This window comes from Streptomyces sp. NPDC057280 (genome assembly GCF_042668605.1).
In the GTDB taxonomy this organism is placed as follows: domain Bacteria; phylum Actinomycetota; class Actinomycetes; order Streptomycetales; family Streptomycetaceae; genus Streptomyces.
The window spans coordinates 363,078-389,498 of the sequence record NZ_JBHUYR010000005.1 but is presented as its reverse complement, the minus strand read 5'-3'; the positions used below and the strand labels follow the sequence as shown (position 1 = coordinate 389,498).

Here is a 26,421-nt window from a genome sequence, read left to right as displayed (position 1 = left end):
CTTACCTTTCAAGGGGGTCACTCGTCAGGGCACCGGGCGGCGTTCGGCATGCCGGACACCGTGTGGCGCTTGAAGTGGCAAGTGACCGTAGAGGCCTTTGGTGTCCCTCAAGTGCCGCTTTCCCAGTGCTTGGTGTGGAGATAGCGCGAAGACGTGGTCACATCCCGGCGCCGCCGAAGCCCGGTCGCTGCTGCGGGATGAGCGCCGCCGCGGGTGCCAGTCCGCGTCCGCCGGCGGCCAGTTCGCCGACCGGCATGTCGTCCCGCGTGAGCGCCTCGGGGATGAGGACCGCGGCCGTGACACCGCCACCCGGCGAGGAGCGCAGCTCCACCCGCAGCCCCTGGCGCTCGCGCAGCCGGTTGACCACGAACAGGCCGATCTGCTTGGCGTCGAGGAGGTCGACCTTCTCGGACTGGATCTTGCCGTTGGCCTCGGCGAGGGCCTGTTCGTTCATGCCGAAGCCGCTGTCCTCGACCTCGATGAGCACACCGTCGCGCATCCGGGCCGCGCGCAGCTGCACCTTGGCGCTGGGCGGGGAGAACGCGGCGGCGTTCTCGACGAGTTCGGCGAGCAGGTGGATGACGTCGGCGACCGAGCCGCCGAGCACGGACACCTTCGGCACGGCCCAGATCTGCACACGCGGCGCGTTCTCGATCTCGGCGACGGCGGCCCGCAGCACGTCCGCCAGCGGGATCGGGTCCCGCCAGCCGCGGCCGGGGGCGATGCCGGACAGGATCAGCAGGGACTCGGAGTGGCGGCGCATGCGGGTCGCCAGGTAGTCGACGCGGTGCAGGTCCTGGAGGTCCTGCGGCTCCTGCCGGCGGCGCTGCATGCCGTCCAGCAGGTCCAGTTGGCGGTGGAGGAGGACCTGGCTGCGGCGGGCGAGGCTGACGTAGACGCCGGAGATGCCGCTGAGGAGTTCGGCGCGTTCGGAGGCCGCCTTGAGCGCGGCCCGCTGCACGGCGGTCAACGCGGTTCCCACCTGGGCGAGTTCGTCGCCGACGAGGCGCCGCAAGGGGGCCTCGGCGTCGATGTCGACGCCTTGTCCGGCGTGCAACTTCCGCATGGCCTGCGGCAGTCGGCGCCCGGCCACCTCCAGGGCGTCGTTGCGCAGGTCGAGCAGCTCGACGATGAGCCCGCGCCCGACGAGCACGGACACCAGCAGCGACAGCAGCACACCGACGAGGCCCAGCACCACTGCGACACCGGAGGCGCCGAGGGTGTCCCAGCCGAACGGGTCGGCCTGCGCGGTGGCGCCCGTACCGGCGCCGGTCTCGGCGGCCGTCAGGTCCTTCAGCGTCCCGGCGACGTCCGCGTCCCAGCCGCGCAGCAGCCCCGACGCCACGGCGGAGGCCCCCGGACCGGCGCTCCGCACCCGGTTCTCCACGGCCTGGACCCCGGCGTAGGCGTCGCCGTCCAGGATCTTCTCGTACGCCGTCCGGTGCTCGGCCTTGAGGTCGGCGACCGCGGGCCCGAGCAGCCCGCGCCGGGTGGCGACCGCGCCGACGAACTGCGTGTACTGCTGCCCGGTCAGCGTCCCGGCCGCCCGCGCCGCCCCGAGCAGCGCCTGCTCCTGGGCCAACGCCTCCCGCGCGCGGGCGAGTTCGAGCACCACGCGCGCGTCGGACGCGGCATCCGTGCTCTGGTCGCCGGTGAGACCGCCCGCGACCGAGAAGGCGTCCTCGACGACCGCGGAGTACTTCGTGTACGCCACCGCGGACGTGGCGCCCTTGGCGGTCGCCTCGGTCCGCGTCTGCCCGAGCCCGTCGGCCGCACCCTTCAGCTTCTCGATGCGGCGGGGCAGACGCGCGTCGAGCAGCGCGGCGTCCGAGCTGGAGGCGTTGATGCCGTCCAGCAGCGCGGAGGCGGCCCGGTCGGTGGACCTGCGGACATCGGCGGGCACGGTCCGACGCTCCATGACGGCGGTCCGCTCGGTCTGCACGGCGGTGACGAACTCACCGACGGGGGTGAGCAGTTCGGCGTTGACGTCCTTGGCCCGCTCGGCGTCACCGATGCTGGACGCGGTCGTCACGGCGGCGAATCCCCACAGCGCCATGAGCGACACGATGGGCAGCATGAGCAGGGAGACGATCTTGGCTCGGACGGATCTGGGGCGGAGTCTGCCGGTGGTGGTGCGGAGAACGCGCATGGGGGACCTCAGATGGGTGGTTCGGGTGCGTACAACGCCCCTGAGGGGCGCGGGGAACTGCGCGACAAGCCACAACGAGCCCGCAGGCGCCACATCAGCTGACGTGGCAGATCAGTTGGCGCTCACGCAGTAGCCAGCTCGACCTCACGAAGAATCTCCGCGGCGACAGCCGACTCATGCCGCTTCCCGGTCGGCGACAACGCCACGTACGCGGCGGCGAGGAACAGGAACGACCCCAGCACCACGGCCAGCGGGAAGATGAACTCGGTCGGCGTGGCGCCGCCCAACTCCGCACTGCTGGGCGACAGTCGAATGCTCACGGCGTACATCGCGGTGTAGTGCATGCTGCTCACGGCAAGCCCCATGACCAGCGCGGCGAGTGCGGCCAGCACACCACCGCGGACGATCAGCGTGAGCGTCAGCGCGGCGGTCGCCGCGACCACCGCGATCGCGACGGACGCGATGACGAGCGCGGGGTCGTAGTCGACCTGGCCGTGCAGGTTGAGCGCGGCCATGCCGGTGTAGTGCATGGCGGCGACCCCGACGCCCGCACCGAGACCGCCGAACGCCACAGAGGTGACACGGGACTTGCCGTACCCGGCGGTGAAGACGCCGGCCGCGACCACACCGATGGACATCAGCAGGCTGAGGACGGTGAGCGGGATGTCGTAGCGGATCGGCGTGCCCTCGACGCTGAAGCCGAGCATGGCGACGAAGTGCATGGTCCAGATGCCCGAGCCAATGGCGACGGAGGCGAGCGTCAGCCAGTTCCGTTTCGAGGCACCGTCCGCTTCGAGCGCCCTGACGGTGCAGCGCAGCCCGAGCGCCGATCCGACGCACGCCATGACATAGGAAAGGACGGGGGTGACCCAGCCGGCACTGAAGTGATCCATGTGGCCCATGGGGGGACTTCCTTTCGCCACGGAGTACCACCGGTAAGGGGGACCGGAGTTGGCCGAATCATGTCAGCCGTTCCCGTGGGACAGAGGGCGCCAAAAAGGACCAGGGAGGGTATTGGTGAACATTAAAGTATTGTGGCGTAGCTAACATCTGACCTGCATGTTTATGCAGTCAACTACGAGACGGTGAAGGGTTCGAGGAGGATCGGGAGATCACCGGGAGGCTTTGACCGGGGGTCAGTTTCCGGCCACCACGGTCGCACCCGGCGCGGGTCCCGACGCCACCCGCACAGAGCGGCACGTACCGGACACGCGCAGCGCCTCGGCCACCTTCGCCGCGGACTCCGGATCGCGCGCGAGGAACGCCGTCGTCGGCCCCGACCCCGACACCAGCGCGGCGAGCGCACCGGCGGTGCGGCCCGCGGCCAGGGTGTCGGCGAGCTCCGGGAAGAGGGAGAGGGCCGCGGGCTGAAGGTCGTTGGAGACGGCGGCCGCGAGCGCGTCCGGGTCGCCCTCGGCGAGCGCGTCGAGCAGCGGCTCGGAGGCGACGGGCTCGGGCACGTCCGCGTGCTCCGTGAGCCGGTCGAACTCACGGAACACCGCCGGGGTGGACAGCCCGCGCTCGGCCATCGCGAACACCCAGTGGAACGTCCCGCCGACGTCGAGCGCGGTCAGCTTCTCCCCCCGCCCGGTCCCGAGCGCCGCTCCGCCGACCAGGCTGAACGGCACGTCGCTGCCCAACTCGGCGCAGATGTCGAGGAGTTCCTCACGGGAGGCCTGCGTGCCCCACAGCGCGTCGCAGGCGAGCAGCGCACCGGCGCCGTCCGCGCTGCCCCCCGCCATCCCACCGGCGACGGGGATGTCCTTGGCGATGTGGAGATGGACCGCGGGTTCGATGCCGCGGCGCTCGGCGAGGATCAGTGCGGCCCGCGCCGCGAGGTTCGTCCGGTCGAGAGGGACGAGGGCGGCGTCCGGGCCCTCGCAGGTGACGCTCAGCTCGGCGGCGGGCGTGACCGTGACCTCGTCGTACAGGCCGACGGCGAGGAAGACGTTGGCGAGGTCGTGGAACCCGTCGGGACGCGCGGCCCCGACGGCGAGCTGGACGTTGACCTTGGCGGGGACGCGGACGGTGACGCTCACTGCTGCTCCTGCTCCTGCTCCGGCTCCGGCTCCTGCTCCGGCTGGTGCGTGGGCTCCTGCTCCGGCTGGTGCGTGGGCTCCGGCTCCGGCTTGTTCGCCGGCTCCGGCTGCTCCTGCTTGTTCTCCGCGATCCGCGCGAACTCCTCCACCGTCAGCGACTCCCCGCGTGCCTGCGGTGAGACCCCGGCGGCGACGAGGGCGGCCTCGGCCGCCGCCGCGGACCCCGCCCAGCCGGCCAGCGCGGCCCGCAGGGTCTTGCGGCGCTGCGCGAACGCGGCGTCCACGACGGCGAAGACCTCACGCTTGGAGGCGCTGGTCTTGATCGGCTCGGCCCGCCGGACCAGCGACACGAGCCCGCTGTCGACGTTGGGCGCGGGCCAGAAGACGTTGCGCCCGATGGAGCCGGCCCGCTTGACCTCGGCGTACCAGTTCGCCTTCACCGACGGGACGCCGTAGACCCGGGAGCCGGGCCCGGCGGCGAGTCGGTCGGCGACCTCGGCCTGGACCATCACGAGGGTGCGCTCGATGCTCGGGAAGGTGTCGAGCATGTGCAGCAGCACGGGCACGGCGACGTTGTACGGGAGGTTCGCGACCAGCGCGGTCGGGGGCGGCCCCGGCAGCTCCTCGACGTGCATGGCGTCGGAGTGCACCAGCGCGAACCGCTCGGCCCGCCGCGGCATGCGCGCGGCGATGGTGGCGGGCAGCGCGGAAGCCAGTACGTCGTCGATCTCGACGGCCGTGACGCGGTCGGCGACCTCCAGCAGCGCGAGCGTGAGCGACCCGAGCCCCGGCCCGACCTCCACGACCACGTCGTCCGGCCGTACGTCGGCGGTGCGGACGATCCGGCGGACCGTGTTCGCGTCGATGACGAAGTTCTGTCCGCGCTGCTTGGTCGGCCGGACACCGAGGACATCCGCGAGCTCACGGATGTCGGCGGGGCCGAGGAGGGCGTCGGGGGTGGGGCTGCTGGTCACGGGACAAGGGTACGGGGGCGGCTGCGCCGGTTCCGCCACAGATCTGTGTCGCCGGTGCCGGCCGTCAGCCGCGCAGCCGCCGCCCCGCGCCGCAACCGTCAGCCCTGCCGCCACCGCCCCGCGCCGCAACCGTCAGCCCCGCCGCCACCGCCCCGCGCCGCAACCGTCAGCCCCGCCGCCACCGCCCCGCGCCGCAACCGTCAGCCCCGCCGCCACCGCCCCGCGCCGCGGCCCTCAGCCGTGCAACCGCCGCCCGCAGTGCGGCCAGGGGCTCGCCCCTCGTCGTACGTACAGCTTCTTCGCCCGGAACGTCTGTTCCGCCGCCGGGGCGTCCTGGGGGCGGCCGCTGCCGCCGAGGCTCTGCCAGGTGCGGGTGTCGAACTGGTACAGCCCGCCGTACGTCCCCGAGGGGTCCACCGCGTTCGGCCGTCCCCCGGACTCGCAGGTCGCGAGGCCCTGCCAGTTCAGCCCGTCCGCCCCCTGCACGGAGGCCGGCAGCGGCTTGGTCCCCACCTTCACCACCTGCGCCCGCGGCTCGCGCACCACCTCGGTCCTGATCCGCCGCGGCTTCTGCTTGACGCCGTTGACGGTGCGCAGGGAGTACGTGACCTGCCGCACCCCTTCCCGTCCGGCCTGCTCGACGACCTCGGTGCCCTTGAACAGCGAGGCGTCCTCACGGCGCTCCACCCGGAACGGGATCGTCTCCTCGCGGACCTCCTTGGTGCCGGTGATCCGCAGCACCGTCACCGTCTGGCCGTCGCGCGGGAAGCTGCCCGGCGCGACCGACGTGGTGTCCTGCCCGCGCAGGGTGATCCCGGCCTCCTCGATGACCTCCCGGACGGTCGCCGCGTTGGTGCGCACGGTCCGGGAGCGCCCGTCGGCCATGACGGTGACCGCGCGCTCGGTGCGCACGTCCAGCGCCAGCCCCTCGCGCCCGATGCGCTGGGAGCGCGCGGCCGACAGATACGCGCCCTCAGCGCGCACCCCGAACTGTTTGAGCGCCCCCTCCACCGTGTGCGCCGTCGTCCACACCTCGCGCCGCTGCCCGTCGATCGTGAGCCGGAGGGGGCGCCCGTAGTGCACGGCGATCTCGTCGCCGCTGCTGAGCGCCGTCCCGGGGGCGGGCGCGACCACGTCGTGCGCCCCCACGTCGACGCCTTCCTCGGCGAGCAGCTCGGTCACGTCGTCCGCGAAGGTGTGCAGAGTGCGCGGCTTGCCGTCGACGTTCAGCTCGATCGCCTTGTCCTTGGCGACGAACGCGGTGGTCCCGCCCGCGAGGAAGGCGACGACCAGCGCCTGCGGCAGCAGCCGGCGCATGGTGCTGTCCGCGCGCTCGGCGCCCCGCATCTTCCGCCGGCGCGCGGCCCGCCGACTCGCTCCGGCGCGCGAGGCGGGCTCGGGCGCCGACGCGGGCGCGGGTGCGCCGGGCAGGTCGTAAGCGGGCGTGTAGGTGTCCTCGTACGCCACCGGCATGGGCGGCGCCGTCTGCACGCCGTACGCCAGCGTCTCCGCGCTGTGCGGGTCGTAGGCCGCGCCGTACGGCTCGTACGTCTGGTACTGGGAGTTGCTCACGCCGACACGCTCCAGGGTCCAGAGAGACCCAGAACCTAGCGGAGCGGTCGTCACTCTCCAAAGCGACGCGAGTACTCAGCGTGGTGTTCAGTAGCCGAACGCGCGTGCCGTGTTGGCGGCGAGGGCCGTGGCCAGGGCGTCCTCGTCGATGCCGCGCACCGCGGCCAGCGCGCGCACCGTGACCGGAATCAGGTAGGGCGCGTTGGGCCGTCCGCGGTACGGCACCGGCGTCAGGAACGGGGCGTCGGTCTCGACCAGGAGCAGCTCCAGCGGGGCCACCGCCACCGCGTCCCGCAGGTTCTGGGCGTTCTTGAAGGTGACGTTGCCGGCGAAGGACATGAAGTAGCCCTCGCGTGCGCACACTTCGGCCATCTCCGCGTCGCCGGAGTAGCAGTGGAACACCGTCCGCTCGGGCGCGCCCTCCTCCTTCAGCACGCGCAGGACGTCGTCGTGGGCGTCGCGGTCGTGGATGACGAGGGCCTTGCCGTGCCGCTTGGCGATCTCGATGTGGGCGCGGAAGGAGCGCTCCTGCGCCTCCTTGCCCTCGGGGCCGGTGCGGAAGTAGTCGAGGCCGGTCTCGCCGACGCCCTTGACCTGGGGCAGCGCCGCGAGCCGGTCGATCTCGGCGAGCGCCTCGTCGAGCGCCTGCGCGCCCCCTGGCTGCCGCGCGCCCTGCCGGGACCAGCCGTCGGGGTCGCCGTGCACGATGCGCGGCGCCTCGTTGGGGTGCAGGGCGACGGTCGCGTGGACGCTGTCGAAGGCGGCGGCCGTCTCCGCGGCCCACTGCGAGCCCTTGATGTCGCAGCCGACCTGCACGACCGTGGTCACGCCCACCGACGCGGCCTTCGCGAGCGCCTCCTCCACCGTCCCGGACTGCATGTCGAGGTGGGTGTGGGAGTCGGCCACGGGCACCCGGAGGGGCTCCGGGAGCGGCGGTGCCGCGTTCTTGCCGGACGTGTCGGAGGAATTCGAAGGCATGCCCCGATCCTACGAAAGGGGCATGCCCACCCGGACCGGCGGAGCTCAGCTCGCCTTGCGGTGGTGGAACGGGTGCAGGAGATCGGACAGCTGCCAGTGGTGGCGCTCCTCGGCCTGTGCGGGCACCTCCGGTACCTCCGGCACCTCCACGGGGCCGGCCTGCGGCGCCCGGTGCTGATGCCGGTGCGCCGCGTCGCGCACCGAGGAGACCTGGCCCGCCCGCATGATGCGCACGACGTGGCCGTCGCAGTTCTGGCACGCGGGCCGGGACAACGGCGACGGCACGACCTGCTGGTCGGCGACGTAGATGACGAACTCGTGGCCGTCGGCGTCGGTGTGGTGCTCGATCTCGTACGACTGCTCCCAGCCGTGCCCGCAGCGCATGCAGGCGAAGGAGTACGACTCGTGGACGACGGCGGTGGCGCCACTGCGCAGTGCGGCGGTCTGCCCTGCGATCTCGCTCATGCCAGCTCCTCTGGTCCGCTGGACACCGGGACGGGTGCGTCCCTGCACCCAGTGGACGCTTCCGCCGCCGCGAATGCACCAGCCCTGTCGACTGTTGGATCCGATTTGGACTTTCCTTGCCAAAACGGCCCTGCCGCGGGGGGCTGGGCTTTGCTTTCGACCGCCGCGCTTTACCCACCCGTGGGGCGCCCGCTCAAACGACATGCGCCCTGCTCAGAGGGCATACGCCTCCGCTGTCACACACCCGCGTTCTTCGCCGCGACGACCGCGTCGAACACCTCCCGCTTGGGCAGTCCGGCCTCCACCGCCACCGCCGCGATCGCCTCCTTGCGGCGCTCGCCGGCCTCCTCGCGCACGCGTACCCGGCGCACGAGCTCCTCCGCGCTCACGTCCTGCGCGCCCCTCTCGGGCGCCCCCTCCACGACGACGGTGATCTCCCCGCGCACGCCCTCCGCGGCCCACACCGCCAGCTCCCCCAGCGGACCGCGCTTGACCTCCTCGTACGTCTTCGTCAGCTCACGGCAGACGGCCGCCCGCCGGTCCTCGCCGAAGACGGAGGCCATCGCGGCGAGGGTGTCGTCGAGCCGGTGCGGGGCCTCGAAGTAGACGAGGGTGCGCCGCTCCTCGGCGACCTCCCGCAGCCGCGACAGCCGCTCCCCCGCCTTCCTGGGCAGGAACCCCTCGAAGCAGAACCGGTCGACGGGCAGCCCGGACAGCGCGAGCGCGGTCAGCACGGCGGACGGGCCGGGGACGGCGGTGACGCGGACGTCCTTCTCCACGCAGGCCGCGACCAGCCGGTAGCCGGGGTCCGACACCGAGGGCATGCCGGCGTCCGTCACCAGCAGCACGCGCGCGCCGCCGGCGAGTTCCTCGACCAGCTCGGGCGTGCGGGCCGCCTCGTTGCCCTCGAAGTACGACACGACACGCCCCTTGGGGGTGACGCCGAGCGCCTGGGTGAGGCGCCGCAGCCGCCGGGTGTCCTCGGCGGCGACCACGTCCGCGGCGGCCAGTTCCGCGGCCAGCCGGGGCGGGGCGTCCGCGATGTCGCCGATGGGGGTGCCTGCCAAAACAAGGGTTCCTGTCACGTTTCCATCCTCGCAGGGCCCATCCACGGGACTCCCACAGACGTGTTCCCTACGATGGCGCGGTGACCAGTACAGCGTCGTCCATGGACTCCACGGACACCCGGCAGGACCAGATGCCGCAGGACCAGCGGCCGTCCTGGCAGCAGCGGCTGCGCCGCTTCGGCTACTCGGCGGGGCCGAGAAGCGATGTCCGGGACCGGCTGGTGCCGCCGTACACCCGGCCCAACCCGCGCATGTGGGCGGCGCTCGGCGTCCGCAAGCCGGTGGCCGACTACTTCGTGGGCTGGTCGGCGTGGGGCGGTCCGCTGCTCGTCACGTTCCTCGCGGGCTGGATCCGGTTCTGGCACCTGGACCACCCCAAGGCGGTGATATTCGACGAGACGTACTACGCCAAGGACGCGTGGGCGATCGTCCACCGCGGCTTCGAGGTGTCCTGGGACAAGAACGCCAACGACGTCATCCTCGACATCGGCAGCAAGGTGACCATCCCGACGGACGCGTCGTACGTCGTGCATCCGCCGGTCGGCAAGTACGTCATCGGGCTCGGCGAGCTGATGTTCGGCCTCAACCCGTACGGCTGGCGGTTCATGACCGCGCTGCTGGGCACGCTGTCGGTCCTGATGCTGTGCCGGATCGGCCGCCGGATCTTCCGCTCGACGTTCCTCGGCTGCCTCGCGGGCGCGCTGATGGCGGTGGACGGGCTGGCGTTCGTGATGGCCCGCACCTCGCTGCTCGACGGCGTGCTGATGTTCTTCGTGCTGGCCGCGTTCGGCTGCCTGGTGATCGACCGGGACAAGACGCGCGAGAAACTCGCCGCCGCGCTGCCGGTCGACGCGGACGGCCACGCCCGCCCGGACCGGCACGTCGCGGAGACCACCCGGTTCGGATGGCGCCCCTGGCGCTGGCTGGCGGGCCTGATGCTGGGCCTGGCCATCGGCACCAAGTGGAACGGCCTGTACATCATGGCCGCGTTCTGCGTCATGGCCGTGCTGTGGGACGTCGGCTCCCGCAAGGTCGCCGGCGCCCGCCACCCGTACACGGCCGTCCTCAAGCACGACCTGGGCCTGACCTTCCTGGCGACGATCCCGGTGGCGATCGCCACCTACCTGCTGTCCTGGCTCGGCTGGATCCTCTCCCCGACCGACGGCACCGGCGGCTACTACCGCAACTGGGCCGCGACCGACGGCAAGGACAGCAGCTGGTCCTGGCTGTTCCCGGACTGGTGGCGCAGCCTGTGGCACTACGAGCACCAGGTCTACGAGTTCCATGTGGGCCTCAGCTCCCCGCACACGTACCAGTCCAACCCGTGGAGCTGGATCGTCGACGGCCGCCCGGTGTCGTACTTCTACGAGTCCCCGGCCGCCGGCAAGGACGGCTGCCCGGTCGACGCGACGGAGAAGTGCGCGCGCGAGGTCCTCGCGATCGGTACGCCCCTGCTGTGGTGGGCGGCGGCCTTCGCGGTGCTGTACGTGCTGTGGCGCTGGTTCTTCCGCCGGGACTGGCGGGCCGGCGCCATCGCCTGCGGCATCGCGGCCGGCTACCTGCCCTGGTTCATGTACCAGGAGCGGACGATCTTCTTCTTCTACGCCGTCGTCTTCCTGCCGTTCCTGTGCCTGGCCGTGGCGATGATGATCGGCGCGATCGTCGGACCGCCCGGCGCGAGCGACACGCGGCGGGTGGCGGGGGCGACCGGGGCGGGCGTGCTGGTGCTGCTGATCGCCTGGAACTTCATCTACTTCTGGCCCCTGTACACCGGGACCGCCATCCCGATCGATGACTGGCGTTCACGGATGTGGCTGGATACCTGGGTCTAGTCAACAACTCGGCTACAAAGGGAAACACCCCTCACAGTTTTCACTCGGCCCACTTAGGGTGCGGAGGACTGTTAACGGGGAGGGGTTCAGTTCCATGAACAAGGGGGTCAAGGTCACCGTCATCGGCGGCGTGTTCGCCGTGATGGTGGGTGGGGCCGGCTACGGCGCGTTCAACATCGTGTCCGCGCTGAACGGCGACGGGGGTTCCGGTGCGGGCGGCTCCGAGGTGAAGTCCGGGCCGCTCGGCGCCGACGAGGTCCGGGATGCCTCGGAGAAGTTCTTCGCGGACTGGGAGAAGGGCTCGGCGGCGGCCGCCGCACAGTTCACCAACAACAACGCGGCGGCGAAGACGCTGCTGACGTCGTACGCCGAGGACGCGCACATCACCGCCGTGAAGATCACGCCCGGCACGGCGAAGGGCACGACGGTTCCCTTCACCGTGAAGGCGAAGGTGACGTACGAGGGAAAGTCCGCGCCGCTGACGTACAAGAGCTCCCTGACCGTCGTGCGCGGGATCACCACCGGCAAGCCGCTGGTCGACTGGAAGCCGTCGGTGGTCCATCCCGAGCTGCGGACGGACCAGGACAGCCTCGTCACCGGCTCCTCGTCCGCGCCGCCCATCGAGGCCCTGGACCGCGGCGGCAAGGTGCTGACGAAGGACAAGTACCCCTCCCTCGGCCCGATCCTGGACGCCCTGCGCGAGAAGTACGGCGCCCGGGCGGGCGGCAGACCGGGCGTCGAGCTGTACGTGCGCCACGACGGCAACGGCGCCCCCGACACCTCGCTCCTCACGCTCTCCAAGGGCGAGGCGGGCAAGCTGCAGACCACGATCAGCGCGAGCGCGCAGGCCGCCGCAGAGAAGGCCGTGACCCGGTACGACAACTCCTCGGTGGTCGCGGTCAAGCCGAGCACCGGCGAGGTGCTGGCGGTCGCCAACCACCGTGACGACGGCTTCAACGCGGCCTTCGAGGGCAAGGTCGCCCCCGGCTCCACGATGAAGATCATCACCGCCGCGATGCTCATCGACAACGGCGTGACCACGATGAACGGCCCGGCGCCCTGCCCGCCGGAAGCGGTGTGGCAGGGGCAGACCTTCCACAACCTCAAGAACATGCAGCCCAACGAGAACGCCACGCTCGCCAACAGCTTCATGCGGTCCTGCAACACGGCCTTCATCAAGCTGATCGACGAGAAGCCGCTGACCGACGAATCACTGACGGCCGAGGCACAGAACAAGTTCGGGCTCGGCCGCGACAACTGGAAGACCGGCATCACCTCCCAGGACGGCAGCGTCCCGGCCGCCGGCGGCCCGGACCGCGCGGCGAACGCCATCGGACAGGGCCAGGTCACCATGAACCCGCTGAACATGGCGTCCGTGACGGCCACCGCCATCACCGGCGCCTTCCGCCAGCCGTACCTGGTCTCGCCGAAGCTCGACGACCGTGACCTGGCCACGGCCGAGGGCCTGCGGTCGAGCACCGTCTACCAGTTGAAGCAGATGATGCGGATGACGGCCACGCAGGCGCCGGGCACCGCGACGGGCATCATGCGGGGCCTCGGCAGCGCCGACATCGGCGCGAAGACGGGCTCCGCGGAGGTCGACGGCAACGCCACCTCCAACAGCTGGTTCACCGGCTTCCGCGGTGATGTGGCGGCGGCCGCGATGACCGAGCAGGGCGGCCACGGCGTCGACGCGGCCGGACCGATCGTGCGGGCCGTGCTGCTGGCGGGAGACTGAACTCACCCGCACAGGACGGGACTCTAGGCTGGTCGCCGTCGTTGAGGTGAGGGACAAGGGCAACGGGGACCCCGGTGATTTCGCGGAGGAACGAAGGCTGTGGGCAAGAGAAGGCGCGTCGCCGAGCGACGTAGGACGCACCGTCCCGCCGTGATCGGCGGGATGGTCGCCGTGGTCGTCGGCGGCGCCGGCCTCGCCGGGTACGTGCTGTACGGCGGCGGGGCGGTGGCCGAGGACCGTACGTCCTCGACCGCGTCCGACGGCAAGCCGAAGGTGAAGACGGGCCCGCTGTCCGCGACCGAGGTCACCACCGCGACGCGGACGTTCCTGACGTCCTGGCAGCAGGGCAAGGTCGCCCAGGCGGCGGCCGTCACCAGCGACACCGAGGCCGCCACGAAGCTCCTCACCGGGTACGCCAAGGACGCCCACCTCAAGGACGTCACCCTCACCCCCGGCACCCCGACCGGCGCCGAGGTGCCCTTCGCGGTGAAGGCGACGGTGTCGTACAAGGGCAAGTCGAAGCCGTTGTCGTACGACAGTTCCCTCACGGTCGTACGGAACACCACCACCGGCAAGCCCCAGGTCGACTGGCACTCCGCGGTCGTCCACCCGGATCTGAAGGACGGCGACACCCTGGTCACCGGCGAGTCCGGGACGCCGCCGGTCAAGGCCGTCGACCGCGACGGCGGCGAGATCACCACCGAGAAGTACCCGTCGCTGGGCTCGGTGCTCGACGGGCTGCGCGAGAAGTACGGCAAGAAGGCCGGCGGCAAGGCGGGCGTCGAGCTCCAGGTGGTGCGCGGCAAGGAGTCGAAGAAGGACAAGCTGTCCGACAAGACCCTGCTGGAGCTCAGCAAGGGCACGCCGGGGACGGTGAAGACGACGCTCAGCCCGGCCCTCCAGGCGGCGGCCGAGGCGCAGGTCGCCAAGCGGGCGCAGTCGTCCGTGGTGGTGCTGCGGCCCTCGACCGGCGAGATCCTCGCGGTGGCGAACGCCAACAAGGGCTTCAACGTGGCCTTCCAGGGCTCCCTGGCCCCCGGCTCCACGATGAAGGTCGTCACGTCCTCGCTGCTGATCGAGAAGGGGCTGGCGTCGGCGGACAAGACGCATCCGTGCCCGAAGTACTTCACGTACGGCGGCTGGAAGTTCCAGAACGACGACAAGTTCTCGATCAAGGGCGGCACCTTCAAGGCGAGCTTCGCCCGCTCCTGCAACACCGCCTTCATCAGCCAGGCGCCGAAGCTGGAGAACGACTCGCTGACCCGGCAGGCCCAGCAGGTCTTCGGGCTGTCCATGAACAACTGGGCGGTCGGCGTGCCCACCTTCGACGGCTCGGTGCCGGTGCAGTCGCAGGCGCAGATGGCGGCCTCGCTGATCGGCCAGGGCGGGGTGCGCATGAACCCGCTGAACATGGCGTCGGTGTCGGCGACCGTCGAGTCGGGCGTCTTCCGGCAGCCGTACCTGGTCTCCCCGGACGTGGACGGCCGCACGCTCGCGAAGGCCTCACGCACGATGTCCTCGGGCACGCTGAGCCAGCTGCGCGAGCTGATGGCGTACACGGCGGCCTACGGCACTGCGGCGGAGGCAATGCAGGGCGTCTACGGCAACGTCGGCGCCAAGACCGGCTCGGCGGAGGTCGACGGCCAGAAGAAGCCCAACGGCTGGTTCACCGCGTACCGGGGCGACCTCGCCGCGGCCGGCGTCGTCCAGGCGGGCGGGCACGGCGGCGACACGGCCGGGCCGATCGTGGCGGCGCTGCTGAAGATGGGGAGCTAGCTGCTCACCGGGGCGGCCGTGGCCGTGTAGGTCCGGCGCAGGAACCTGAGCAGGGCCTTGGACTCGAACTGCACCACGGAGACGCCCTGGGTGGAGTGGAACTCCACCACAGCCTGCACCCGGCCGCACGGCCACACCCGGACGTCCCCGGCCTCGACCGGCGCCCGCAGGCCCTGCTCCAGGAGCGCCCGCGCGAAGGTCCACTCGTGCGGCCCCGGCAGCCCGACGCGCACCGCGCGCGGGTCGGTCTCGGGGTCGTAGCGCAGGACGACGGGGACGGCCTCGGGTTCGGCGACCGTGATGTCGGCGTCCGTGACGATATGGGCTCGCGCGTACTGTTCGACTACGGACATCGGCTCGGCCCCTTACGCTGAGTGACCTGTGCGGAAGCTGTGCGACCGCTTCCTTTCCAATGTCGCATATTTTCCCGAGCGCGCTCCCGGACGCCGGACATCGTCGGGCATCTCACACAGCGGGCCCGGGACGAGGCACACAGTGACCCCACAACCGGCTCGCTCTTGCAAGTTCTTCGCATTAAGCCGCATCATCTAACGGTGCATGTGCCTGACGGATTCATAGACGCCCCCGTGTCCGCCGCCACCGGAGTGGTCGCCGCGGCCGCCGTCGCCGTGAGCCTGCGCGGCGCGCGCCGCGAGCTCGACGAGCGGACCGCGCCGCTCGCGGGGCTGGTGGCGGCGTTCATCTTCGCCGTCCAGATGCTCAACTTCCCCGTCGCCGCGGGCACCAGCGGCCACCTCCTGGGCGGCGCCCTCGCGGCGATCCTCGTCGGCCCCTGCACCGGCGTGCTGTGCGTCTCCGTCGTCCTGCTCATGCAGGGCATCCTCTTCGCGGACGGCGGGCTGACCGCGCTCGGCGTGAACATCACGGACATGGCGGTGGTGACGACGGTCGTCGCCTACGCCGTCTTCCGCGCCCTGGTGAAGGTGCTGCCGCGGGGGCGCCGGTCGATCACCGTGGCCTCCTTCGCCGCCGCGCTGCTGTCCGTGCCGGCCGCGGCCGTCGCCTTCACGCTGATCTACTGGGTCGGCGGCACCACCGACGTCTCCATCGGCAAGGTCACCACCGCGATGGTCGGCGTGCACGTCCTGATCGGCATCGGCGAGGCCACGATCACCGCGCTGACGGTCGCCGCCGTCGTCGCCGTCCGCCCCGACCTCGTGTACGGCGCCCGCGACCTGCGGCAGCGGCTCAAGCTGCGGGTCGGCGGCGAACTCGTCGACGCTCCCGACCCGGTGGCCGTCCCCGCCGCCGCCCGCTCGCACCGCACGGTGTGGCTGGCCGGCCTCGTCACCTCCCTCGTCCTCGCGGGCGGCGTCAGCTTCTACGCCTCCGCCAGCCCCGACGGCCTGGAGAAGGTCGCCGCCGACCAGGGCATCGACCGGAAGACCGAGAAGCACGCCGCCGCCGACTCGCCGCTCGCCGACTACGGCGTCAAGGACGTCGACGACGCCCGGCTCTCCGGCGGTCTCGCGGGCGTCATCGGCGTCGGCGTCACGGTTGTCGCGGGCAGCGCGGTGTTCTGGGCGGTGCGCAGGCGGCGCACGGCCGACGACGTCACCCCCGTGAGCGCGGGCGTCTGACATGGGAGCCGGACACGCGCACAGGCTCTACCGGCACGGGCACTCCCCCGTGCACGCCCTGCCGCCGCACACCAAGCTCGCCGCGGTGTTCTGCTTCGTGGTGGTCGTCGTCTCGACCCCGCGGGAGGCGATGTGGGCGTTCGCGCTGTACGCGGTCCTGCTGGGCGTCGTCGCGTACGTCGCGCGCGTGCCCGCCGCCTTCCTGCTCAAGCGGCTGCTGATCGAGGTGCCGTTCGTCGCGTTCGCGGTGCTCATGCCGTTCGTGGCGGAGGGCGAGCGGGTCGACGTGCTGGGCCTCTCCTTGAGCGTCAGCGGACTGTGGGGCGCCTGGAACGTGCTCGCCAAGGGCACCCTCGGCGTCGCCGCGTCCGTACTGCTGGCGTCCACGACCGAGCTGCGGGAACTGCTCCTGGGCCTCCAGCGGTTGAAGCTGCCGCCGCTGCTCGTGCAGATCGCCTCCTTCATGATCCGGTACGGCGACGTGATCACGGACGAGATGCGGCGCATGCGGATCGCACGCGAGTCGCGCGGTTTCGAGGCCCGGGGCGTGAAGCACTGGGGGGTGCTCGCGAAGTCCGCGGGCGCCCTGTTCATCCGGTCCTACGAGCGCGGCGAGCGCGTGCACCTCGCCATGGTGAGCCGGGGGTACGCCGGTTCGATGCCGGTCATCGACGAGGTGACCGCGTCCCGGGCGCAGTGGACGTACGCGTTCGCGCTGCCGGGTGCGGCTCTGCTCGTCTGTCTGTTGGGATGGATGCTGTGACTGGGACGGACGCTGTGAGTGGGTCGGACGCTGTGAGTGGGTCGGACGCCGGGGCCGCGTCTCTGGAGGTCTCCGGCCTCGCCTTCGCCTACCCGGACGGGCATCAGGCCCTGTTCGGGGTGGACTTCTCGATCGGGCGCGGCGAACGGGTCGCGCTGCTCGGGCCGAACGGCGCCGGCAAGACGACCCTCGTGCTCCACCTCAACGGCATCCTGTCCGGCGGCACCGGCACCGTGCACGTCGCCGGACTGCCCGTCGGCAAGCGGCACATGGCGGAGATCCGGCGCCGGGTCGGGATCGTCTTCCAGGACCCCGACGACCAGTTGTTCATGCCGACCGTGCGTGAGGACGTCGCGTTCGGGCCGGCGGCCGCGGGCGTGAAGGGCGCGGAACTGGAAGCGCGCGTGGACCGCGCGCTGGCGCGCGTCGGCATGGCCGAGTTCAAGGACCGCCCGCCGCACCACCTCTCCTTCGGCCAGCGCCGCCGGGTCGCCGTCGCGACCGTGCTCGCCATGGAGCCGGAGATCCTCGTCCTCGACGAGCCGTCCTCCAACCTCGACCCCGCCTCCCGGCGCGAACTCGCCGACATCCTGCGCTCCCTGGACGTCACCGTCCTCATGGTCACGCACGACCTCCCGTACGCCCTGGAGCTGTGCCCGCGCTCCCTCATCCTCAGCGAGGGCGTCATCGCGGCCGACGGCAAGACGGCCGAGCTGCTCTCCGACGAGGACCTGATGCGCGCCCACCGCCTGGAGCTGCCGTTCGGCTTCGACCCGCGTTCGGTGTCCGCCGGCTCGGACCGTCCGTGACAATGGGCGCGTGACGAACGAGGAGACGCGAGGCGAGGCGGGGGCGCGCGCCGAGAGGGCGCGCACGGCGCCCGACGGGTCGCTCCTGCTGGACGAGCAACTGTGTTTCGCGCTGTACGCCGCCCAGCGCGCGGTGACGGCCGCGTACCGCCCGCTGCTGGAGGAGCTCGGTCTCACCTATCCGCAGTACTTGGTGCTGCTCGTGCTCTGGGAGCGCGGCGAGACGACGGTGAAGGAGCTGGCGGCGGCGCTGCGGCTCGACTACGGCACGGTGTCGCCGTTGCTCAAGCGGCTGGAGAGCGCGGGGGTGGTGCGCCGGGAGCGCGCGGCCCACGACGAGCGCTCGGTGCTCGTCGCGTGCACAGGGCGCGGAGAGGAACTGCGGGAGCGCGCGGCGCGCGTCCCGGGCGCACTCCTGTCCGCGACCGGACTCGACACCACGGGCGTCGCGAAGTTGCGCGAGGAGTTGTGGGAGCTCGCGGACAAGGCGCACAAGGCGGCCGAGCGCCCCTTCTGAACTCCTGTTACCCACGGTTGCCACCCCCGGTAGGCCGCCCCCTCCCTACTGGTCGGTACCTTGTGCACGATGTATTTGCGCGCACTTGTTCTGGGGGGCCAGCCATGAGTGACACCACCGCCGACACCACCACCGTCGACACCCGTCCGACGAAGATCATGTACGTCGCCGAGGCCACCGCGCACGGCGGCCGGGACGGCTATGTCACCAGTCAGGACGGGCAGATCGGGCTGAAGGTCGCGATGCCTCCGGCGCTGGGCGGCGACGGCAACGGCACCAACCCGGAGCAGCTCTTCGCCGCCGGCTACAGCTCCTGCTTCCACAACGCGCTCATCCTCGTCGGCAACCGTGAGGGCTACGACCTGACCGGTTCCACCGTCGCCGCGAAGGTCGGCATCGGCCCCAACAAGCACCGCGGCTACGGTCTCGCGGTCGCCCTGAGCGTCTCCCTCCCGGTCCTCGACGCGGGCCTCGCGGCGAAGCTGGTGGACGCCGCGCACGAGGTGTGCCCGTACTCCAACGCGACCCGCGGGAACATCGACGTGACGATCCTGCTTGGCTGATGTGGGGACACCCACCGCACCGAGCAGCACGCTAAGGAGTACGGCCGTGGACGTGAACGGCACAGTCGCCGAGGGCTTCGAGCCGGTCAGGGACGCGTTCGTCCGGAACTTCGAGCAGCTCGGGGACCGGGGCGCGGCCGTCGCCGTCTACCGGGACGGGCACAAGGTCGTCGACCTGTGGGCCGGTACGAAGGACGTGGACGGCACCGAGCCGTGGCAGCGCGGCACCGCCCAGATCGTGCGCTCGGCGACCAAGGGCGTCGCCGCCGCCGTACCGCTGATGCTGGCCGAGAACGGGCGGCTGGACCTGGACGCGCCGGTCGGCGAGTACTGGCCGGAGTTCAAGGCGCACGGCAAGGAGCGGGTCCTGGTCCGGCATGTGCTCAACCACCGGGCGGGCCTGCCCGTCCTCGACCGTCCGATCACGCCCGCCGAGGCCCTGGACCCGTCGAAGGGTCCGGCGGCCGTGGCCGCTCAGGCGCCCGTGTGGGAGCCCGGCACGGACCACGGCTATCACGCGCTGACGTACGGCTGGCTGGTGGACGAGCTGGTGCGGCGGGTGACGGGGCACCGCACGGGTGAGTGGATCGCCGAGCGGATCGCGGGGCCGCTCGGGGCGGATCTGTGGCTGGGGCTGCCGCAGGCGCAGGCGCACCGGGCCGGGCGGGTGGGCCGGGTCGACGCGCCGGAGGCCGCCGCCGCGCTGCGGATGCGCCCGAAGCGTTCGGTGACCGAGGCCTACGAGGACCCCGGCTCCCTCACCAACCGCGCCTTCGACGCGATCACCCCCTTCCCCGACCAGAACGACCCGGCCTACCGGGCGAGCGCCCTGCCCGCGACCAACGGGATCGCCACGGCCGACGGTCTGGCCCGTTTCTACGCGGCGACGATCGGCGAGGTGGACGGTGTGCGGCTGCTGTCCCCGGACACGGTGGCGCGCGCCCGCGCGGAGGAGTCGGCGGGGCCGGACCGGGTGCTGGTGGTCAACACCCGTTTCGGCCTCGGCTACATGCTGCACGGCAGCGCGTCCCCGTTCCTCGGCCCGGGCTCCTTCGGCCACCCCGGCCGCGGCGGGTCCCTCGGCTTCGCCGACCCGGAGTCGGGCATCGCCTTCGGCTATGTGACCAACGGCCTGCGCAAGACGGTCACGGCGGATCCGCGGGCGCAGGCGCTGGTGCGGGCGGTCCGACAAGCCGTATAGCCGTTTAGCCGCACATGCAGCTACACGTGGATCGGGTGGGATGTCCGCCCGGATGCCGCGTCGATCTCGCCGTGCGCCTTGGTCAGCAATTGCATGGCGAGCTCGTTGAGCGCGCGGGCCCCGGCGATCTCCTCGCCGACCCGCGGCTGATGCGAGTCGGTGTGGTGGCGGCTGGCATGGCCGTGGGCCCGTACCTCGCTGCCGTCGGGCAGCCGGACCATCGCCACCGCCCGGGTGTGCTCGTCGTCCTCCATGAACTCCATCTCGACGTGCCATCCCACAGTGGTGCGCATCATGTCGATCACCTCCGGAAGAACTCCTTCCAGAGTGCTCCCGCAGGGGCACCCGCGACCAGTCGGCCCGGCCGCCGATCGCCAGGGCCTACTCGGGCTCCGCGTACTCCTCCGGCCGCGGTGCCGGCGCCGTCGCCTTGACGCGCGCGGGCAGGCTCATCCCGGCCACCCGCGCGGCCAGCGCCTCCCGGTGTCCGTCGATCTGCCGTACCAGCTCCCGCCGTTGCCGCCGCTGGTACCGGTACGCGATCTCCAGCGTGCCGAGCGCGAGCAGCACCGCGATCAGCACGACCACCCCCAGCGTCACGTACCGCCGGACCGTCCCCTCCCCGGCGTCGGCGAAGGCCCGCGCCGACGCGGCCGCCAGCGCGGCGATCAGCGCCAGCCACACCACGTAGAGGGCGCACAGCCACGGATGGTCCCGCCGCAGCCAGTGCCCCCGCGTCCGTGCCGCCTCCCGCGCCACTCGCCGCACCGCCGCGGCGATGTCGTCCAGCTCCCAGTCGGCCTTCTCCCGCTGCTCGCGCGAGAGCGGGGCGGTCATCCGGTCGAGGCGCAGGTGGAGCCGGGCGACGGCGCGGCGCAGTTCGGCGCGGTGGACGCGGTCGGGCAGCCGGTGCGGCCAGCCGGCCCACAGCTCGTCGTCGCGCCGGCGCAGCCGGATGTCGGCGGCCGCCGCCCGGGCGACCGCGACGCCCAGGATCAGCAGCAGGACCAGCGCCTGCACCATGCCCAGGTCGCCGCGGAGCGCGCCGTAGACCCCGACCAGGAGGAGGCCGACGCCGACGGGCCAGGTCCTGCGGAGGTAGGTGCGGTGCCGGACGGTGTGCAGCTCGCGCTCCAGGTCGTCGACGGACCGCCGTGCGATCCGCACGGCGGTGACCGCGAGCAGCGGGGCGCAGAGCAGGAGGCAGCACATCAGGGCCGCGGTCAGGGTGTACGGCAGGACGCCGGTGCCGACCCAGTCGTCGTCCTGGGGCAGCAGGGGCACGCCGACGAGAACGGTGGCGGCCACCGCCGCGGTCAGCGCCGCGAGCCACCGCCCGCCGAGCCGCGCCCCGCGCTTCTCGGGAGGGTCGACGGGCTCCCAGTCGGGGCGGACGACGCCTTCCAGCGCGGCGACCACCACGGCGAGGTCGGCGGTCCAGTGCGCCGCGCGCAGCCGGGGCGCGTTGAGCCCGGCGAGCGCCCGGAGCGTGACCGGCAGCTCGGCCGCGGTGGGCATCTCGGCGCCGTCCAGCAGCACCGGGAGGACGAACTTCCCACCCGCCAGGGCCCATTCGATCTCGCGCCGAACCCAGTCCTCCGGATCGTCCAGCCGCCGCTGCCCGGTTGGGTGCGGTACCCCGGAAAGACGCCCCGCCCCGGACGGATGCCGTGCCTCGGCCGCGTGCCGTTCGTCCGCCCACCCGGGGTGGAGCACGGCGATCAGCGCGTCGCAGTCGGCGACCCGTTCCGCCAGCGCGTCCGCGAACCGCTGCCCCGGCAGCAGGGACGGCCGGTCCAGGAACACCTGGGTCCTGCCGAAGTGCCGCGCGAGCGCCGCGTCGAGGTCGTCGACGACACCGGAGTGCCCGCCCCTGCGGTAGTTGATGAAGACGCCGCTCATGGGGGCACAGACTAGCCAGTGAGCGGTCCGTCACCCGGCGTGCAGCATGAGCCCGATGCCGGTCACCAGCAACCCGGCCGCCACGATCCGCGGCGCCCCGAACCGCTCCTTGAAGAACACCGCCCCGATGGCCGCGCCGACGATGATCGACGACTCCCGCAGGGCCGCGATCGGCGCCAGCTCGGCCTTGGTCTGCGCCCACAGCACGAGCCCGTACGCGGCGACCGACAGCGCGGCGCCGAGCAGCCCGACCGCCGCGAACGGCCTGAGTTCGGCGAGCAGTTGACCGCGCCAACGGTAGAGCGCGTACGCCGGTACGCACACGCCCTCGAGGGCCATCAGCCAGGCGATGTACCCGAGCGACGACCCGGAGGCCCGCACCCCGAGACCGTCGACGACGGTGTACGCGGCGATGGAGAGCCCCGTCGCCAGCGCGGCCCCGATCGCCGCCCAGTCGGGCCGGCGCCCGCGCAGCCCCCACAGCGCGACGCCGGTGAGTCCGGCGCAGGACACCGCGATCCCGGCGGCGGCCCACCCGTCCGGGACCTCGTGGGCGAAGACGGCGGCGAGGACGGTGACGACGAGGGGCGCGCTGCCGCGGGCGATCGGGTACGCCTGCCCGAAGTCCCCCAGCCGGAAGGACTTCATCAGCAGCATGTAGTACACGACGTGGATCACGGCGGAGGCGAGGAGATACGGCCACGCCTCCGCCGCCGGTATCGCCACGAACGGCACCATGACCAGCCCGATCAGCGTCCCGCCGCCCGCGATGAGGGTGAACCCGACGAGCTTGTCGGTGATCTTGTGCGCGATGGCGTTCCAGCTGGCGTGCGTGACCGCGGCGAGCAGCACCGCCGCGGTGACGGCCGGCGTCACGGGGTGTGCTCGCGCACGTCCACGAGGGTGGCGCCGGCGTGTGCGACGAGGTCCTCGGGCGCGATGGGGAACACGGCGTGCGGATGGCCGGCGGCGGCCCACACGAGGTCGTGCTCCAGCAGCGACCGGTCGGCCAGCACCCGCGTCTCCGTACGGTGCCCGAAGGGCGGCACGCCCCCGATGGCGTAGCCGGTGGTCTCCCGTACGACGTCCGCCTTGGCCCGCGTCACCTTCTCGGCGCCGAGTTCCCCCCGCACCAGCTCGACGTCGACCCGGGAGGCCCCGTCCATCAGCACCAGCACCGGCACCCCGTCGGCCGCGAAGATCAGCGACTTGCAGATCTGGCTGAGCTCGCAGCCGATCGCCGCGGCGGCCTCGGTGGCGGTCCGGGTGGCCTCGGGGAAGCGGCGGACCCGCGCGTGCAACTCGTCGAGCCCCTTGGCGCGCAGGGCCTCGGCGAACAGGGGGTGGGCGCCGGAATCCGCGGTGCCCGCTGGGCTGTCGGTGGTCGTCATGCACCGCACGCTAGCGGTGCGTGTAGGGCACAGGCGACCCGTTATGCCGGGCCCGGGAGCCGGGCCCGGCGACGTCACGTGAAGGTGACGTCCTTCGTCTCCGCCACCGCCGCCGTCCGCCCCGGTGCCGAGTGGTACTGCCAGTACAGGTTGGTGTGGGCGATGACCTGCTCCGGGGGCGGGGCGCCCCACTCGCTGTTGTCGTCGGTGGTGTGGGCGTCACTGACGAGGGTGACGTCGTAGCCGCGGACGAAGGCGCCGTGGATGGTGGAGCGGATGCAGGCGTCGGTCGACGCGCCGGTCACCACGAGATGGCCCGCCTCGGCCGCCGCGAGGACGTCCTCCAGCTCGGTCTCCTCGAAGGAGTCGCCGAAGTTCTTGTGGATGAGCGCCTCGGTGTCCCGGCGTATCAGCTCCGGCGCGTACTCCCAGGCCTCGCTGCCCTTCACCAGGTCGTCGTCGGAGTGCTGGACCCAGACCACCGGGACGCCCTCCTCGCGGGCCCGGTCGACGAGCGCGGCGATGTTGGCGACGACGGCGTCGCGCTGGTGGGCCTCGGCCACGACGCCCTTCTGGACGTCGATGACGAGCAGGGCCGTGCGCGGTCGTGCGGCAAGTGTGGTCATGCCCGCCACGTTAGACCGCGGCACTGACAACAGCGTCGGCCCCGGCCCCGGCCCTACGGGTCCGACGTACCCGTAGACCCCGGCCCCGGCCCTGAACCCACGGGTCCGACGTACCCGTGGGTTCAGGTCTCTGCAGGTCCGGGCCAGGTACGTCAGACCCCCACGAGCTCCCGGTCCTCGTCGTCCCTCTTGTCGTCGTCCAGCCGACGCAGCCCCTCGCCCTCGACGTCCACGTTCGGCAGGGCGCGGTCCAGCCACTTCGGCAGCCACCAGGCCCTCTTGCCGAGCAGGGCGAGCACCGCCGGGACGATCGCCATGCGGACGACGAACGCGTCGAAGAAGACCGCGATCGCGAGGCCGAAGCCGATCATCTTGATCATCGACTCGCTGGAGCTGATGAAGCCGCCGAAGACGGCCATCATGATCACCGCGGCGGCGACCACGACCCGGGCGCTGTGCTTGAACCCGGTCACCACGGCCTGGCTCGGGGACTCGCCGTGGACGTACGCCTCCCGCATCCGGGTCACGAGGAACACCTCGTAGTCCATGGCGAGACCGAAGACCACGCCGACCATGAAGATCGGCATCATCGACATGATCGGGCCGGTCTCCTCCACGCCGATCAGACCGCCCAGCCAGCCCCACTGGAAGACCGCGACGACGGCGCCGAGCGCGGCGAGGACGGAGAGCAGGAAGCCGAGGGCCGCCTTCAGCGGGACCAGGATCGAGCGGAAGACCACGATCAGCAGCAGGAAGGCCAGGCCGACCACCAGCGCCAGGTACGGGATCAGCGCGTCGGTGAGCTTCTGCGAGAAGTCGATGTTCATGGCCGTGGTGCCGGTGACCAGGACGTCGGTGTCGGTGCCGGCCTTGACGTCCGCCCCCGCGTCCCGGATGGCGTGGACCAGGTCCTCGGTCTGGGTGGAGGAGGGCTTGGAGTCCGGGATCACGGTGATGGTGAAGGTGTCCCCGGCCTTGTTGAACGTCGCGGGCGTCACCGTCACGACGTCGTCCAAGCCCTTGATCCGGTCGGCGACCTCGGTGGCGGAGGCCTTCGGGTCGGCGCTGTCCTTGGCGTCGCCGACGACCATCAGAGGACCGTTGAAGCCGGGGCCGAAGCCCTCGGAGAGCAGGTCGTAGGCGCGGCGCTGGGTGGTGGAGGTCGGCTGCGAGCCGTCGTCGGGCAGGCCCAGTTCCAGGGAGGTGGCGGGCAGCGCGACCGCGCCGAGGCCCACCACGCCGATCAGGAGCACGGCGGCCGGACGACGGATGACGAAGCTCGCCCAGCGGGTGCCGAGGTTGGGCTTCCCGGCCGCCGTGTCGGCGGACTTCTTGCGCTTCTCGCCCGCCGGGCGGATCTTCCGGCCCGCGTACCCGAGCAGTGCCGGGATCATGGTGAGCGCGATGAGGACGGCGATCACGACGGTGCCCGCCGCGGCGAGGCCCATCTTGCTCAGCATCGGCACACCGACCACCGACAGTCCGGCCAGCGCGATGACGACCGTGAGGCCGGCGAAGACCACCGCCGAGCCCGCCGTGCCGGTGGCCCGGCCGGCCGCCTCCTCGTGGTCGCGGCCCTCGGCCAGCTCGCCGCGGTAGCGGGAGACGATGAACAGGGCGTAGTCGATGCCGACCGCGAGGCCGATCATCAGGGCGAGCGTGGAGGTGGTGTCGCCGAGGTCGAGCGCCTTGGCGAGGGCGGTGATGGTGGAGACGCCGATGCCGACGCCGATGATGGCCGTCAGCAGCGGCAGCCCGGCCGCGACCAGCGAGCCGAGGGTGATGACCAGCACGACCGCGGCGATGGCGAGACCGACGACCTCGCCGATCGCGCCCGGCTCGGCCCCGGCCTGCAGCGCGTCACCGCCGACCTCGACCGTCAGCCCGGTGTCCCGGGCCTGGTCCCCGGCCGTCTCCAGGGCGTCCCGGGTGGAGTCCTTGAGCTCCATGGCGGGCGCGTCGTACGTCACCGAGATGTAGGCGACCGTGCCGTCCTTGCTGACGGCGTGGGTCTTGTAGGGGTCGGTGACGGAGACGACCTCGGAGCCGTCGCCCAGCGCGGTCACGGTCTTGGCGACGGTCGCCTTGTTGGCGGCGTCGGTCATCTTCTCGCCCTCGGGCGCCTTGAGGACCAGGCGTCCGGTCGCGCCGTCGGCGCTGCTTCCGGGGAAGCGCTGTTCCAGCAGGTCGAAGGCCTTCTGCGCCTCCGTGCCGGGGATCGAGAAGGACGACGAGCCCGCGGCGGGGGCGCTGGCCGCGCCGACGCCCGCGAGCGTCAGCAGGGCGACCCAGATGAGGGCGACGAAATGCCGTCGCCGGAAGGCGAGCCGGCCGAGTTTGTACAGGAAAGTGGCCACGTGGGCGTACTCCCGGTCAGGTCGTGGGGTGTTCAGGGACAGGGGTGATCAGCCCGGTGGGTGGCAGGGGTGATCGTCCCGACGACATGAGCGGGTACGTC

Annotated in this window: 24 protein-coding genes; 9 read left to right on the top strand and 15 right to left on the bottom strand. The window is 72.0% G+C overall.

All coding sequences use genetic code 11. The annotated features are described in order from the left end of the window. Positions 1 to 157: 157 nt before the first annotated feature. From ACFUO4_RS29310 to rsmI, 8 genes are all read right to left on the bottom strand, one after another. Positions 158 to 2,149 carry a nitrate- and nitrite sensing domain-containing protein gene (locus ACFUO4_RS29310; protein ID WP_383490535.1) on the bottom strand — a complete coding sequence of 664 codons (1,992 nt, stop codon included), beginning with the start codon at positions 2,147 to 2,149 and terminating at the stop codon, positions 158 to 160. A gap of 122 nt (positions 2,150 to 2,271) precedes the next feature. Continuing rightward, positions 2,272 to 3,051, bottom strand: a complete 780-nt coding sequence (locus ACFUO4_RS29305) for an MHYT domain-containing protein (RefSeq protein WP_079311430.1) — start codon at positions 3,049 to 3,051, stop codon at positions 2,272 to 2,274. Positions 3,052 to 3,285: 234 nt separating this feature from the next. Then, complete coding sequence (locus tag ACFUO4_RS29300) at positions 3,286 to 4,188, bottom strand: 4-(cytidine 5'-diphospho)-2-C-methyl-D-erythritol kinase (protein WP_383490533.1); 903 nt, start codon at positions 4,186 to 4,188, stop codon at positions 3,286 to 3,288. After that, positions 4,185 to 5,162, bottom strand: a complete 978-nt coding sequence (rsmA, locus tag ACFUO4_RS29295) for a 16S rRNA (adenine(1518)-N(6)/adenine(1519)-N(6))-dimethyltransferase RsmA (protein WP_383490531.1) — start codon at positions 5,160 to 5,162, stop codon at positions 4,185 to 4,187. The genes ACFUO4_RS29300 and rsmA overlap by 4 nt, the downstream gene beginning before the upstream one ends. 234 nt (positions 5,163 to 5,396) lie before the next feature. Next, positions 5,397 to 6,734, bottom strand: a complete 1,338-nt coding sequence (locus ACFUO4_RS29290; RefSeq protein WP_383490529.1) for a ubiquitin-like domain-containing protein — start codon at positions 6,732 to 6,734, stop codon at positions 5,397 to 5,399. Between the two features lie 87 nt (positions 6,735 to 6,821). Further along, positions 6,822 to 7,712: a TatD family hydrolase gene (locus ACFUO4_RS29285; protein ID WP_079312731.1), complete on the bottom strand. Its 891-nt coding sequence runs from the start codon at positions 7,710 to 7,712 to the stop codon at positions 6,822 to 6,824. A 45-nt stretch (positions 7,713 to 7,757) separates the two neighbouring features. Then, complete coding sequence (locus ACFUO4_RS29280; protein ID WP_079312730.1) at positions 7,758 to 8,177, bottom strand: hypothetical protein; 420 nt, start codon at positions 8,175 to 8,177, stop codon at positions 7,758 to 7,760. 236 nt (positions 8,178 to 8,413) lie between these two features. Then, the gene (rsmI, locus tag ACFUO4_RS29275; protein ID WP_079312729.1) at positions 8,414 to 9,262 is read right to left on the bottom strand and encodes a 16S rRNA (cytidine(1402)-2'-O)-methyltransferase; all 849 of its coding nucleotides are present in this window, start codon (positions 9,260 to 9,262) and stop codon (positions 8,414 to 8,416) included. A gap of 62 nt (positions 9,263 to 9,324) precedes the next feature. On the opposite strand from rsmI, the gene ACFUO4_RS29270 reads away from it, so the two are divergent. The 3 genes from ACFUO4_RS29270 to ACFUO4_RS29260 all read left to right on the top strand — a co-directional run bounded on the left by ACFUO4_RS29270 (position 9,325) and on the right by ACFUO4_RS29260 (position 14,590). Then, positions 9,325 to 11,076 (top strand): dolichyl-phosphate-mannose--protein mannosyltransferase, encoded by a 1,752-nt coding sequence (locus tag ACFUO4_RS29270; protein ID WP_383490526.1) that lies wholly within the window; start codon positions 9,325 to 9,327, stop codon positions 11,074 to 11,076. Positions 11,077 to 11,170: 94 nt separating this feature from the next. Continuing rightward, entirely contained in the window at positions 11,171 to 12,814 is a 1,644-nt protein-coding gene (locus tag ACFUO4_RS29265; protein ID WP_383490524.1) for a penicillin-binding transpeptidase domain-containing protein, read from the top strand. 99 nt (positions 12,815 to 12,913) lie between these two features. Continuing rightward, entirely contained in the window at positions 12,914 to 14,590 is a 1,677-nt protein-coding gene (locus tag ACFUO4_RS29260; RefSeq protein ID WP_383490522.1) for a penicillin-binding transpeptidase domain-containing protein, read from the top strand. Here the strand turns inward: ACFUO4_RS29260 and ACFUO4_RS29255 are convergent. Next, positions 14,587 to 14,943 (bottom strand): SsgA family sporulation/cell division regulator, encoded by a 357-nt coding sequence (locus ACFUO4_RS29255; protein ID WP_079312719.1) that lies wholly within the window; start codon positions 14,941 to 14,943, stop codon positions 14,587 to 14,589. The genes ACFUO4_RS29260 and ACFUO4_RS29255 overlap by 4 nt on opposite strands. 201 nt (positions 14,944 to 15,144) lie before the next feature. Between ACFUO4_RS29255 and ACFUO4_RS29250 the strand changes: the two genes are divergently transcribed. The 6 genes from ACFUO4_RS29250 to ACFUO4_RS29225 all read left to right on the top strand — a co-directional run bounded on the left by ACFUO4_RS29250 (position 15,145) and on the right by ACFUO4_RS29225 (position 20,044). Beyond that, positions 15,145 to 16,191, top strand: a complete 1,047-nt coding sequence (locus ACFUO4_RS29250; protein ID WP_383490520.1) for an energy-coupling factor ABC transporter permease — start codon at positions 15,145 to 15,147, stop codon at positions 16,189 to 16,191. A 1-nt stretch (position 16,192) separates the two neighbouring features. Next, on the top strand, positions 16,193 to 16,954 hold the full coding sequence (gene cbiQ, locus ACFUO4_RS29245; protein ID WP_079312715.1) for a cobalt ECF transporter T component CbiQ: 762 nt from the start codon (positions 16,193 to 16,195) through the stop codon (positions 16,952 to 16,954). Further along, entirely contained in the window at positions 16,942 to 17,763 is an 822-nt protein-coding gene (locus ACFUO4_RS29240) for an energy-coupling factor ABC transporter ATP-binding protein (protein WP_383490517.1), read from the top strand. The genes cbiQ and ACFUO4_RS29240 overlap by 13 nt, the downstream gene beginning before the upstream one ends. 85 nt (positions 17,764 to 17,848) lie before the next feature. Continuing rightward, complete coding sequence (locus tag ACFUO4_RS29235) at positions 17,849 to 18,280, top strand: MarR family winged helix-turn-helix transcriptional regulator (protein WP_383490757.1); 432 nt, start codon at positions 17,849 to 17,851, stop codon at positions 18,278 to 18,280. 104 nt (positions 18,281 to 18,384) lie between these two features. Further along, the gene (locus ACFUO4_RS29230; RefSeq protein WP_383490515.1) at positions 18,385 to 18,843 is read left to right on the top strand and encodes an organic hydroperoxide resistance protein; all 459 of its coding nucleotides are present in this window, start codon (positions 18,385 to 18,387) and stop codon (positions 18,841 to 18,843) included. A gap of 46 nt (positions 18,844 to 18,889) precedes the next feature. Continuing rightward, entirely contained in the window at positions 18,890 to 20,044 is a 1,155-nt protein-coding gene (locus ACFUO4_RS29225; protein WP_383490513.1) for a serine hydrolase domain-containing protein, read from the top strand. Positions 20,045 to 20,064: 20 nt separating this feature from the next. Here ACFUO4_RS29225 and ACFUO4_RS29220 read toward each other — a convergent pair whose 3' ends face one another. The 6 genes from ACFUO4_RS29220 to ACFUO4_RS29195 form a co-directional block, all read right to left on the bottom strand. Next, a complete protein-coding gene (locus ACFUO4_RS29220; RefSeq protein WP_383490511.1) occupies positions 20,065 to 20,340 on the bottom strand; it encodes a DUF1876 domain-containing protein in 276 nt (91 codons plus the stop codon). Between the two features lie 85 nt (positions 20,341 to 20,425). Then, positions 20,426 to 21,946, bottom strand: coding sequence for a TIR domain-containing protein (locus tag ACFUO4_RS29215; protein ID WP_383490509.1), 1,521 nt, complete (start codon positions 21,944 to 21,946; stop codon positions 20,426 to 20,428). A 30-nt stretch (positions 21,947 to 21,976) separates the two neighbouring features. Next, entirely contained in the window at positions 21,977 to 22,822 is an 846-nt protein-coding gene (locus tag ACFUO4_RS29210; protein WP_383490507.1) for a DMT family transporter, read from the bottom strand. Beyond that, positions 22,819 to 23,337: a YbaK/EbsC family protein gene (locus tag ACFUO4_RS29205; RefSeq protein WP_383490505.1), complete on the bottom strand. Its 519-nt coding sequence runs from the start codon at positions 23,335 to 23,337 to the stop codon at positions 22,819 to 22,821. Before ACFUO4_RS29205 ends, ACFUO4_RS29210 begins: the two co-directional genes overlap by 4 nt. 74 nt (positions 23,338 to 23,411) lie before the next feature. Further along, entirely contained in the window at positions 23,412 to 23,963 is a 552-nt protein-coding gene (locus ACFUO4_RS29200; protein ID WP_383490503.1) for an isochorismatase family protein, read from the bottom strand. Between the two features lie 152 nt (positions 23,964 to 24,115). Further along, a complete protein-coding gene (locus ACFUO4_RS29195; protein ID WP_383490501.1) occupies positions 24,116 to 26,320 on the bottom strand; it encodes an MMPL family transporter in 2,205 nt (734 codons plus the stop codon). Positions 26,321 to 26,421 lie beyond the last annotated feature (101 nt).